12 protein-coding genes and 3 pseudogenes are annotated in these 11,004 nt (G+C 30.1%); 7 read left to right on the forward strand and 8 right to left on the reverse strand.

What is annotated here, in order from left to right:
- Positions 1–1,749 (forward strand): annotated as a pseudogene (gene secA / locus QNK89_RS03940) (preprotein translocase subunit SecA); the annotation flags it as partial.
- Between the two features lie 163 nt (positions 1,750–1,912).
- Positions 1,913–3,418 carry a phytoene desaturase family protein gene (gene crtI / locus QNK89_RS03945; protein WP_340169662.1) on the forward strand — a complete coding sequence of 502 codons (1,506 nt, stop codon included), beginning with the start codon at positions 1,913–1,915 and terminating at the stop codon, positions 3,416–3,418.
- 6 nt (positions 3,419–3,424) lie between these two features.
- Here crtI and QNK89_RS03950 read toward each other — a convergent pair whose 3' ends face one another.
- Complete coding sequence (locus QNK89_RS03950) at positions 3,425–4,276, reverse strand: prenyltransferase (RefSeq protein ID WP_340169663.1); 852 nt, start codon at positions 4,274–4,276, stop codon at positions 3,425–3,427.
- 169 nt (positions 4,277–4,445) lie between these two features.
- Between QNK89_RS03950 and QNK89_RS03955 the strand changes: the two genes are divergently transcribed.
- Positions 4,446–4,853: a hypothetical protein gene (locus tag QNK89_RS03955; RefSeq protein WP_340169664.1), complete on the forward strand. Its 408-nt coding sequence runs from the start codon at positions 4,446–4,448 to the stop codon at positions 4,851–4,853.
- Between the two features lie 272 nt (positions 4,854–5,125).
- Here the strand turns inward: QNK89_RS03955 and QNK89_RS03960 are convergent, their stop codons facing one another.
- Entirely contained in the window at positions 5,126–5,638 is a 513-nt protein-coding gene (locus tag QNK89_RS03960; RefSeq protein ID WP_340169665.1) for a hypothetical protein, read from the reverse strand.
- A 241-nt stretch (positions 5,639–5,879) separates the two neighbouring features.
- Between QNK89_RS03960 and QNK89_RS03965 the strand changes: the two genes are divergently transcribed.
- Both QNK89_RS03965 and QNK89_RS03970 read left to right on the forward strand, forming a co-directional pair.
- Complete coding sequence (locus QNK89_RS03965; protein WP_340169666.1) at positions 5,880–6,023, forward strand: hypothetical protein; 144 nt, start codon at positions 5,880–5,882, stop codon at positions 6,021–6,023.
- Positions 6,024–6,053: 30 nt separating this feature from the next.
- Positions 6,054–6,641 carry a thioredoxin domain-containing protein gene (locus QNK89_RS03970; protein ID WP_340169667.1) on the forward strand — a complete coding sequence of 196 codons (588 nt, stop codon included), beginning with the start codon at positions 6,054–6,056 and terminating at the stop codon, positions 6,639–6,641.
- A gap of 28 nt (positions 6,642–6,669) precedes the next feature.
- Here the strand turns inward: QNK89_RS03970 and QNK89_RS03975 are convergent, their stop codons facing one another.
- From QNK89_RS03975 to QNK89_RS04000, 6 genes and pseudogenes are all read right to left on the reverse strand, one after another.
- Positions 6,670–7,359 (reverse strand): peptidoglycan DD-metalloendopeptidase family protein, encoded by a 690-nt coding sequence (locus QNK89_RS03975; RefSeq protein ID WP_340169668.1) that lies wholly within the window; start codon positions 7,357–7,359, stop codon positions 6,670–6,672.
- Between the two features lie 309 nt (positions 7,360–7,668).
- Positions 7,669–7,836, reverse strand: a complete 168-nt coding sequence (locus tag QNK89_RS03980) for a hypothetical protein (RefSeq protein ID WP_340169669.1) — start codon at positions 7,834–7,836, stop codon at positions 7,669–7,671.
- A 30-nt stretch (positions 7,837–7,866) separates the two neighbouring features.
- On the reverse strand, positions 7,867–8,604 hold the full coding sequence (locus tag QNK89_RS03985) for a hypothetical protein (protein WP_340169670.1): 738 nt from the start codon (positions 8,602–8,604) through the stop codon (positions 7,867–7,869).
- Between the two features lie 79 nt (positions 8,605–8,683).
- Positions 8,684–8,932, reverse strand: a complete 249-nt coding sequence (locus tag QNK89_RS03990) for a hypothetical protein (RefSeq protein ID WP_340169671.1) — start codon at positions 8,930–8,932, stop codon at positions 8,684–8,686.
- Positions 8,910–9,230 (reverse strand): hypothetical protein, encoded by a 321-nt coding sequence (locus QNK89_RS03995; RefSeq protein WP_340169672.1) that lies wholly within the window; start codon positions 9,228–9,230, stop codon positions 8,910–8,912. Before QNK89_RS03995 ends, QNK89_RS03990 begins: the two co-directional genes overlap by 23 nt.
- A pseudogene (locus tag QNK89_RS04000) lies at positions 9,214–9,590 on the reverse strand (sigma-70 family RNA polymerase sigma factor). Before QNK89_RS04000 ends, QNK89_RS03995 begins: the two are co-directional and overlap by 17 nt.
- A 187-nt stretch (positions 9,591–9,777) precedes the next feature.
- Between QNK89_RS04000 and QNK89_RS04005 the strand changes: the two are divergent.
- Together QNK89_RS04005 and QNK89_RS04010 are read left to right on the forward strand one after the other, a co-directional pair.
- Entirely contained in the window at positions 9,778–10,323 is a 546-nt protein-coding gene (locus QNK89_RS04005) for a DUF2911 domain-containing protein (protein WP_340169673.1), read from the forward strand.
- 16 nt (positions 10,324–10,339) lie between these two features.
- Positions 10,340–11,004 (forward strand): annotated as a pseudogene (locus QNK89_RS04010) (methylmalonyl Co-A mutase-associated GTPase MeaB); the annotation flags it as partial.

An 11,004-nucleotide genomic window follows, 5' to 3' on the forward strand; every position in this document is an offset into this window, starting at 1 on the left:
ATTGAAGCCAAAGAAAATGTAAAAATTGAAGATGCCACACAAACATTTGCAACGGTAACACTTCAAAATTACTTTAGAATGTACCGTAAATTGTCTGGTATGACAGGTACAGCAGTAACAGAAGCTGGTGAACTTTGGGAAATCTACAAATTAGATGTTGTAGAAATACCAACAAACAGACCAATTGCTAGAAAAGATAAAGAAGATTTAGTTTACAAAACAAAGCGCGAAAAGTATAATGCGGTTATTGAAGAAGTTACAAGGCTATCTCAAGCAGGTCGTCCAGTTTTAATTGGTACAACTAACGTTGAAATATCTGAGCTTTTAGGTAAAATGTTAAGTATTCGTAAAATAGACCACAATGTCTTAAACGCAAAACAACACAAAAAAGAAGCAGATATTGTAGCACAAGCTGGTAATGCAGGACAAGTAACTATTGCCACAAACATGGCTGGTCGTGGTACAGATATTAAATTAAGTGACGAAGTAAAAGCTGCTGGTGGTCTTGCCATTGTTGGTACAGAACGTCACGATTCGCGTCGTGTAGACAGACAATTAAGAGGTCGTGCTGGTCGTCAAGGAGATCCAGGAAGCTCTCAGTTTTACGTGTCTTTAGAAGATAATTTAATGCGATTATTTGGTAGTGAGCGTATTGCCAAAATGATGGATAAAATGGGATTACAAGAAGGTGAAGTGATTCAGCATTCTATGATTTCTAAGTCTATTGAACGTGCTCAGAAAAAAGTTGAAGAAAATAACTTTGGTGTAAGAAAACGTTTATTAGAGTATGATGATGTTATGAACTCGCAACGTGAAGTTGTTTACAAGCGTCGTTTTAATGCCTTAAATGGTGAACGTTTACGTGTGGATTTAGCAAACATGATTTTCGATACTTCAGAAGGTATAGCAGAAACTAATAAAGGTGCAAGTGATTTTAAGAACTTTGAATTCGAATTAATTCGTTACTTCTCAATGCCTTCGCCAATTAATGAAGCTGAGTTTGGAAAATTATCTGCACAAGAAATTACAAAGCGTATTTATACAACTGCTTTCGACCATTACAAAGCAAAAATGGCAAGAAATGCAGACGTTGCATTTCCTGTAATTAAAGATGTTTACGAGAATCAAGGCGATAAATACAAACGTATTGTAGTGCCTTTTACAGATGGTGTAAAAACATTGCAAGTCGTTACAGATTTAGAACGTGCCTACGAATCTAAAGGAAAAGAGCTGGTTAACGATTTTGAAAAAAATATTACACTTGCCATAATAGACTATGCTTGGAAAACGCATTTACGTAAAATGGATGAGTTAAAACAATCGGTTCAATTAGCAGTACACGAACAAAAAGATCCATTATTAATTTATAAGTTTGAAGCTTTTGAATTATTTAAAACAATGATAGATCTTGTAAACAAAGATGTTATTTCGTTTTTATTTAAAGGTGAATTACCAACCGAAAACCAAAATGCCATTAGTGAAGCAAGAGAGGTCAGGAGAAAAGACAACTTACAAACTAAAAAAGACGAAATACCAAATCTCGACGAACGTTCTGCACAAAACAGACAAGCAGGAAATACACAACAACAAAGACAAGTTGTAGAAACTATTGTTCGCGACCAACCAAAAATTGGACGTAACGATCGTGTTACTATTAAGCATGTTATGAGTGGTGAAAATAAAACCGTAAAATACAAACAAGCCGAACCTTTAATTAACAAAGGAGAATGGGTTATTGTAAATGATTAATAATTTCTAAAATACAAATAAAATTATAATTTTAATATTTTTAAAAACCTGATAAACCTATCAGGTTTTTTTTATGCAATGTTTCCTAAAGTCTTAGTTATTTCATTCCCAAATAAATTATAAATATTTAAAAACCAATTCATTCTTTGTTATTTTTGTAATCATGAAAAAAAAAGTTATAATTATAGGCTCAGGAATTGGTGGTTTAGGCACTGCAGCGCTTTTAAGTAAAGCAGGTTATAATGTTACTGTTTTAGAAAAAAACGAAAATCTTGGTGGTCGCGCTAATATTTTTAAAGCCGAAGGTTACACTTTCGATATGGGACCATCGTGGTATTTAATGCCAGATGTATTTGAACAATACTTTAAACTTCTAGATGAAAACATAATAGATCATTTAGATTTAATTAAATTATCGCCTTCTTATAGAGTATTCTTTTCAAACGATAAAGAACTTCCTGTTGTAGATATTCACTCTGATTTAGAAAAAGATTTACCATTGTTCGAACAATTAGAACCTGGTGTTACACCAAAAATTAAAGCTTATTTACAACGTTCTGGTGAACAATACGAGATGGCTAAGGAAACCTTTATGTATCTTAACTTAGGTTTTTCCTTAGAGTTTTTAAGATGGAAAGTTATAAAAAAAGGTATAGAACTCAATCCTTTTCAAACCATGCAATCATATTTAAATAAATGGTTTAAAAGCGATAGATTAAAAAAAATTCTTGAATATACATTAGTGTTTTTAGGCTCTGATCCTGCAAAAACGCCTGCTATGTATAATATTATGAATGCCATAGATTTTAATATGGGAGTTTACTATCCTAAAGGTGGTATTTATCAAATTGTAAAAGTACTTGTAAATATTAATAAAAAGCATGGTACACAATTTAAAACTAACGCACCGGTTTCCAAAATTATTATTAAAAACAAAAGTGCAGTTGGTGTAGAGCTAGAAAATGGAGATGTTTTAAAAGCAGATATTGTTATTTCTAATGCAGATTTATGGTTTACAGAAACCAAGTTATTAGAAAAACGTTACCAAACCTATCCAGAACGCTATTGGGAAAAGGCTGTTTTAAGCCCAAGTGCTTTTATTATGTATCTTGGGTTAGATAGAAAACTAGAGTTATTAAGTCATCATAATTTACGTTTTGGTGCAGATTGGAAACAAAATTTTAAGGAACTTTTTGATACGCCACAACTTCCAGATGATCCTAGTTATTACATTTGCAAGCCTACAGAAACAGATCCAGATCTATCACCTCCAGGAACAGATAATTTATTTGTATTAGTACCTATTCCTCCCGGTTTAGAACTTACAGAATCAGACATGGATAATTATAGACAAAAAATACTAAATATGATGACAATAGATTTAAATCTTTCAAAATTTGAAGATTATATTGTTTTTGAACGCAAGTATTGGGCAGACGATTTTAGGAAAGATTATAATGCTTATAAAGGCACAGCTTTAGGGTTGGCTCACACTTTAAAACAAACACTTAAACGACCACTAAACTATAGCAAAAAAGTTAAAAATTTATATTATGTTGGTGCAAGTACAAGTCCTGGGATTGGAATGCCTATTTGCTTAATATCTTCAGAATTGGTTTACAAACGCATTCAAAAAATTAAAACTGCAAAACCACTAAAAGCACTTTAACACTTACTAAAATATAGACTTAAAAAACATATAGAAAAATAATAGTGCGCCTATTGCAACATTAATAAGCGGAAAAAAAGTATAGTATTTAAACAACTTAGAACTGTTGTTAAGACTTAATAAAACAATTACGATATAAACCAATCCAAAAAAAGCAGCGATACTTCCTAGATAATAAAAGCCAATACATGCAGATATAAAATAAGATAAGAAACAAAACCACAATGCTTTTTTATCGCCTAACATGGTAGCTAAAGTATTTAATCCTGCTTTTCTATCTGCTTCAATATCTGGAACAGCAGAATATGTTTGCATACCAAAAGCCCAAATAACTCCTCCTAACACAGCCAACCATTCTATATTAGTATTTCCTGTTATAAAAAAACCAACTAGCGCTGGTGAAATATATATTATAGAAGAAAAAACTACGTCTAAAGGAGGCTTTGTTTTAGCACGAATTGGTTTAGCTGAATAAAACAATCCTGTAAATAAAAATACCAATAAAGCAATTACAGTTGGAACATTAATTAAAAATAAGAGCGGTAAAAAAGGAACAAATAAAACAACAATAATTAGCCATATTTTTTTATGCTTTTCTGGCTGTAAAACAGTTTCATATTTTATTTTTTTATTGTTATAGATATCTGTTTCGTAATCATAAATATCGTTAACACCATAGATAAAAAGATTTGCAGGTAAAGTAAAAAAAACACCAAATATTACTAATAGTAGTTTTGTAAAGTTGCCGTATAAAAACAGATTACCAGAAGCTATTACACCAACAAGGAAAGTACCAAGAACATACATCCAAAATCTTGGACGAGAAATAAATAAAATATCTTTAATTATTAATTTCATTGTACCGCAAAAATACATGGATTGAATGATTAAAGCTAAAGAATTAAAGTTTTTGTTTATTTTTTATTAAAAAAAATTAAACAAAAAAAAAGAATGAATCTTAACTATAGTTTGTTTTTGAAACTTTTTTGTAATTTTAATTTTTATTAAATTAAAATTTTAAATAAAAATGCTTAGAAACATACTTGCAACCATTGTTGGCGTAATAGTCGCTGGATTTACTGTTCATTTATTCGAAAGCCTAATAGGTCACAATCTATTTCCATTACCAGATGGTGCAGACCCAAGCGATATGGAATGGATTAAAAACAATATGGCTAGTATTCCTGTAGGCTCAAAAATATGTGTTGTTTTAGGCCATTTTATGGGTATTCTTACTGGTATGTTTGTTGCAGGTTTTATTTCTAAAACCAGCATGATTCCTGCTTACATTGTTGCTGGACTAATGATTTTAGCAACCGCTTTAGTAACTTTTGGCTTAACTAAAGAAACATGGTTTGTAATTGCAGAAATAATTGGTGTAATTACTGCTTTTTTCTTCGGAAAATCTTTAGCGCAACGTAATGTTTTCAATTAAATAGTCTCAAAAAAAATTAAAGGTCAACAAACACCAATTATATATTCTTCTACAAATCCTGAAGTAATAAAATTAATGATTACAGGTTATAGAGTTAAAGAATACAAGACGTTTAAGTGACTTGACATTGTGAAAATTTTTAGCTAACTTCATTTAACATTAGATATAAAACATTAAAACGTTTTCATATAAACCCATTAAACGAAATTTCTCAATTTTCATTTACAAAAAGTAACAATATTTAAATCATTTTTTCAGCCTATTAATACTTTCTAATTTTGTAGTAATTGGCAACAAAAAAAATCGCCATTATAAGTATTAATTTCTTCTATAATTAGTGTTTTATGCGAGTTCAACTCGTTGTGCTTTTCTTGTTTTGCTATAATTATTTTTACATCTTTTTCTTTAGAGAAATTTATTTTCTGTAGCTGTTTTCCTGTATAAGAAGTAATTCCTCTAGACACTAAATAGTATAAATTTGTTTGTGGTGTTTTTGTTTTTAACCCAAATAGTGTTCTTTTTTTCTTTTCGGAAAAAACTAAAACAGGAAAATCCACATATAACACGTAGCTGTTATTTCCTACAAGTGTTATAGTATTCTCTTTTTTATTCACAGAATAACTAATATTTTCAAAGTAATTACCTGATTTGCTATAAAAATGTGGTGTTATGTTTTTTACATAAACATCTAAATCAAAAGTTATGGTCAGTTTAAAATTAGACGCACTAGAAGCTTGATAAAAAGTAGTTACAAGAAATACTAAAAGTAGGATGTGTTTTTTCATAATTACTGCTAAAATATAAAGTAATGTTTTTTATAATAAGCTATAATGAGTAAACAAGACAGTTTAATTAGGGAAAGACACTATTCTTGTATTTAATCTATAATAAAGCTTAAAAATATTAGTTATTATTTACTACAAACAACTTGTAACACATAACCTTAAATTAATATTATTTGGCAAAAATATATTTAAGCTGAATTTTGTACTTTTAAAACGCTATTTACTAAAAAAAACTAAACCTATGAAAATTAAACTAACCACTTTACTTATTTGCTTATTTACAACTTTTGGTTTTTCGCAAACTGAATTAACAGATGAAAATGCTGAATCTAAACTTTTAGTGGAAGATGACACGCTTATAGTTTTAGATTTTTATGCTACTTGATGTGGACCATGTAAACGCATGGATCCTATTATGAAAGAGTTAGACAAAGAGTATGCAGACCGTGTTAATTTTTACAAAATTGATGTAGATAAAAGTAAAGTTGATGATGCTCTAGGTATTACTGCTATGCCAACATATTTGTTTATTAAAAACAGTGCTAACTTAGAACAAATTGAAGGTGCTATGAGTAAATCTAAAATGGTTGCACTTATAAAAAAACACATGAATGCTCCTGAAATTGAAGAAGTTGTAATTGAAAGTACTGAAGATTCTTTTTATGATATTACTGCAAAACATGGAGATTACGATGAGTTTACCGATAGCAGCATAGAAAAAATTGAAGACAGTAGTACTAAACTAAACTCTTTAGCTTGGCATACTTATAAAGAACATAATGATATTGATAGTTTATTAAAAGCAATAAAAATTGTAGAACGTTCTATAGCATTAGAAAAAACATATTATAATGTAGATACACATGCTGCATTGTTATATAAAACTGGCAACTATACGAAAGCACTAAAAAAAGCAAAAGAGGCTATAGAGGTTGCAAAAGACGATGGTTTAAGCTATGCTTCTACTTCAGAACTTATAGAAAACATAATAGATAAACTTTAATACTAAACGCTAAGATTTTAGTAAGCTTTTAAAGCTTTAAAATTAATTCAGGGCTGAAGGTATTCACTTTATAAAACTCTAAATCTTGTTTAGAGCATACACCAGGATAATCTCCAAAATGTGCTTGTAAATCTTTAATAATTTGAAAATGTAAATGTGGTGCATAATCTCCATTTACATCTGCTTTGCCTAAATATGCGATAGTTTCGCCTTGGGTTACTTTAACTCCAACTGTTAAGTTTGCTAAAGATGCTCGAGATAAGTGGCCATAAAGTGTATAAAAAACAAACCCATTTTGTTTATGCTTTAAAATTATGGTAGGTCCATAATCTCCAAAATTAGTATTGTCTTTAAAACTATGTATTTCGCCAGAAAAAGCGGCTAAAACAGATGTTCCTGCATCTATCCAAAGATCTAATCCTAAGTGAATATTGCGCTCTGTTTCTAGATTTTGGTTGTTAAAATAATCGCTTCGGTTATAAATACCACGCGTTTCAAGATAACCACCAAAGGCTACTTTTTTGTTTCTTTTTTTAAGGTAATTGGTAATATAAATGGTCCAATCTCGAGAAGATGAAATATTAAAAGCATCTAAATCTGTATTTGTTTTAGATAAATCGATTGGAGTATAGTCGCTTTTTGAAATTGAAGCATCGATAACGAAGATTTGCTGCGAAGCTATTTCTTTTAAAAGTGATTTGAAGTGTTGTGAATTCATCTAAAATAATTGAATTCAAAAATAAAATTTATTCGGCAATTATATTACTATACTTTGCATTTATTATAATTGTATTGTTACTACTGGTTGTATTAGGAAAATTATCTATTTTTTTAGTGCTTACTGTTTTATTATTAAACTGTGAGCGATTGCCTTTAAAAAGCAATTTGTAATCTACATTTTTAGGAAGCTTTAACATAGCATCACTATTCTCTAATACAATATTAAGATTGTTAAATATAGGTAATATGTTATGGATTGTTAACTCTCCAAAACTACCATCTATAATAGTATTTACTCTTATATAATCTAGGCCTTTATATTTTGCATCACAGAAGCCATCTTTAATTCACCATGCCTAACATTAAGCTTTAATTTTGCTTTTTTTGGCATTTTAATTTTAATAGTTTTAATAAGGTCTTTATCCTTTATTACTTTTTTGTTTTTAGAATTTTCATCGCCAAAAGCCTCTTCCATTTTTGCTTCAAAAGCTTCTCCAAATTCTTTTCACCATTTTTCAATTGCTGGAGCAAATTCCTTTTCAAACTTTTTACCAAATTCTTCTCCAAAATTTTCTCCCCAAATAGTCATCTCTTTTTCAAACTTATCTAGATCTGATTGCTTGATACTTTTAGCCCATTCGCGCATTTCTTGCTCATACTCTGCACCATATTTTTTTCGGTATTTTTTACTCCAAATATCTAAATATTTTTCACCTTCCTCCTGGTATCTATCAAAATCGAAATCTAGGTTATAATTACCATCTGGAGATTCTGGAATTCTTAATACTTTAAGAGCTTCTGGTAAATCTTTTAAAGACTCTAGTCCTTTTAAACTTTCTAATAAAGATTTTAAATTTAGATCTAAATCAAAATCCATATTTGATAATGCTTCTAAAGATTCGTTCTCAAAAAGCTCTAAATTCATATCACTATCCCATAATCCACTAGAACCTTTAGAATCTATACTTACATAATTTCCAGAGCCATTTACCTCTATCTTCCATTTTCTTAAAAAGGTCTTTAATTCTTCTTTTGTAAGCTTTTTACTTTCTATATAAGCTTCTACTTCTAAATAATCTTTATTCCATGTATCTACTTCTATGTTGGTGTGACTGGTATTTAATTCTACAGTGACATCATTATTTACTTTTACGGTTTGCACAGCTTTATTTAGCTTCTGTTGTGCTTGTATGCTAAATAATGTAAGAAATAGCAATACCATTAATTTTATATTTGTTTTCATAATTTTGATTTTTTTATAGTACTGAAAACATTCAGTAAACTATTCGTTTTTTAATTGATTAGCCCTGAGAAACCTCAAGCTAATTTAATTTATTTAACTGACTTTTTAAACGGTGCATTAAGTTTAAACGAAACTTTAGATTGCTTATTAAAGCATCTAAAGTTAACTCGTCTGGACCGTTTGTAGTTAATTCTACAGATAAATTATTGTACTCTTCTTTTAAATTCTCTAATTGTGAAATGTAACTATCAAATAACTCTTTGTTCTCTGGTATTAACTTCATTTTAGAGAGTTCTAAATTAATATTAGCAACTATAATAATCTTCAATCTTTTTTAAGTCTGGAGAAATATCACCAAGTGTTTTAGTTTTTATTTCTGGTGCTTCTGTATCTACTACTATTGTTTTAATAGCATCGTCAGAATTAAAAAACTGATAAGCTCCAAAACTCAAACCTAAAAACACAACTACAGTTGCTGCAATAGATAACCAATTAAATGTAGATTTCTTTTTTGCTGGTAAAGCAGTTTCTAGTTTATCAAGAAAGCGTGCTTCATGAGAATTAGGCATGGTCTCTTTAGACAATTTATTATCTGCTTCAAATAAGTCTCTAATATCTTTCGCCATAACTTTTGTGTTTTAATAATTCTTGTAATTTCAATTTCCCTCTAGATAATTGCGTTCTTGATGCCACTTGTGTTATATTTAATATTTGGGAGATTTCCTCATGGTCATAACCTTCAATTAAAAATAACATCAATAAATATCTATACTAGCACCAAAAGTAACATCACCTTTAAATTGATGTAGTTTTGAAAAGGCTTTTATGAAAGACTCTTGAACAACATCTTCTGCTTCTGCAGTGTGGTTTACAAACCGTTTCGCAACACTATACATACCATCGCAATACTGGTTGTACAATTGCAATTGCGCCTTGCGATTGTTTTGTTTACACAATTCAATAAGATCTAATTGAACGACTTTCACTTTTTGGTTTTTGGTTAGTGTTTTTTGAACTCATTATAAAGACGACACAAAAAATAAGATGTTGCAAAAATGTTGCATTTTTTTTTATTTTTTTAATAAATACTATTAAAAAGGCATTAAGGTATTGACCAGCCTTTACTTTTAGAGTATCTTTAATTTTTTAAAATTAACCCTAATAAATAACCTTATGAAACGATTTATCGTTTATTTACTAGCAGTAATAATTGTTGCTCTGGGCTATTTCTACTTTACAAAAACTGGAATATTTGTAGAACGTAAAAGTCCCAAGAAAACAGTAGTTTTTACAGTAGACGATTTAAAACTAGAAATATTTTATAATAGACCATCAAAACGTAACCGCGAAGTTTTTGGTGCATTAGTTCCATTTAATCAAGTCTGGAGAACTGGAGCAAACGAGGCCACTACTTTTGAAACTAATAAAGCCTTAAAAGTTGGTAACGATTCACTTTCAGCTGGAAAATACACATTATGGACTGTCCCAAATGACACTTCTTGGAATGTCATGTTTAATGCTAAGCAATATAAATGGGGAGTTGATGAAACTATGCAACCTATGCGTATTCCAGAATTTGATGTTATTAGTTATACTGTTCCAGTGCAAAAACTAGAAAAACCTGTAGAACAATTTACTATTGCTTTCGATAATTCTACAGATAACTTATCTTTAACCATGGCTTGGGATGTAGCAAAGGTTGTTGTGCCTTTAAAATAGTTTGTAGAATTTGTAAATTTTGAATAAAGAATCGAAAAAATCTGCGTTAAAAGAAAGCGACGGTATTCCTAATACGGAAATAACCAGCCACAATGCTATCTCAAAAATTAAAGAACAGCGGAAACAAAAAAAATCTACAAAAGACTTAGTCTCTGCCATTTTAAATGGAAACATAACAGCATTAAGTCAAGCCATTACCTTAGTAGAAAGTAAAAACACAAAACATTTAGAACAAGCAAACGCTATTATAAAAGCGTGTTTGCCGCATGCAAATAAATCTATTCGTATAGGAATTACTGGTGTTCCTGGTGTAGGAAAAAGTACTTTTATTGAGGCCTTTGGATCTTATCTTACTGGAATTGGTAAAAAAGTTGCTGTTTTGGCAGTAGACCCAAGCAGCTCGATTACAAAAGGCAGTATTTTGGGAGATAAAACCAGAATGGAAGATTTGGTAAAAGACAAAAATGCATTTATAAGACCAAGTCCTTCTGGAACATCGCTTGGTGGTGTTGCCAGAAAAACTCGCGAATCAATTATTTTATGCGAAGCTGCAGGATTCGATACTATTATTATTGAAACTGTTGGTGTTGGTCAAAGTGAAACTGCTGTGCATAGTATGGTAGATTTCTTTTTATTATTAAAACTTGCTGGTGCTGGTGACGAACTTCAGGGTATAAAGCG

The sequence above is a fragment of the Lacinutrix sp. genome (assembly GCF_037625555.1).
GTDB lineage: Bacteria > Bacteroidota > Bacteroidia > Flavobacteriales > Flavobacteriaceae > Lacinutrix.

What these genes read in the sequence shown, in the direction of transcription:
- crtI (WP_340169662.1), top strand. Translation starts at nt 1,913, where the DNA reads ATGAAAAAAAAAGTTATAATTATAGGCTCAGGAATTGGTGGTTTAGGC.
- QNK89_RS03960 (WP_340169665.1), bottom strand. Translation starts at nt 5,638, where the DNA reads ATGAAAAAACACATCCTACTTTTAGTATTTCTTGTAACTACTTTTTAT.
- QNK89_RS03970 (WP_340169667.1), top strand. Translation starts at nt 6,054, where the DNA reads ATGAAAGAGTTAGACAAAGAGTATGCAGACCGTGTTAATTTTTACAAA.
- QNK89_RS03985 (WP_340169670.1), bottom strand. Translation starts at nt 8,604, where the DNA reads ATGAAAACAAATATAAAATTAATGGTATTGCTATTTCTTACATTATTT.
- QNK89_RS03980 (WP_340169669.1), bottom strand. Translation starts at nt 7,836, where the DNA reads ATGGAAGAGGCTTTTGGCGATGAAAATTCTAAAAACAAAAAAGTAATA.
- QNK89_RS03975 (WP_340169668.1), bottom strand. Translation starts at nt 7,359, where the DNA reads ATGAATTCACAACACTTCAAATCACTTTTAAAAGAAATAGCTTCGCAG.
- QNK89_RS03995 (WP_340169672.1), bottom strand. Translation starts at nt 9,230, where the DNA reads ATGGCGAAAGATATTAGAGACTTATTTGAAGCAGATAATAAATTGTCT.
- QNK89_RS03950 (WP_340169663.1), bottom strand. Translation starts at nt 4,276, where the DNA reads ATGAAATTAATAATTAAAGATATTTTATTTATTTCTCGTCCAAGATTT.
- QNK89_RS04005 (WP_340169673.1), top strand. Translation starts at nt 9,778, where the DNA reads ATGAAACGATTTATCGTTTATTTACTAGCAGTAATAATTGTTGCTCTG.
- QNK89_RS03965 (WP_340169666.1), top strand. Translation starts at nt 5,880, where the DNA reads ATGAAAATTAAACTAACCACTTTACTTATTTGCTTATTTACAACTTTT.
- QNK89_RS03955 (WP_340169664.1), top strand. Translation starts at nt 4,446, where the DNA reads ATGCTTAGAAACATACTTGCAACCATTGTTGGCGTAATAGTCGCTGGA.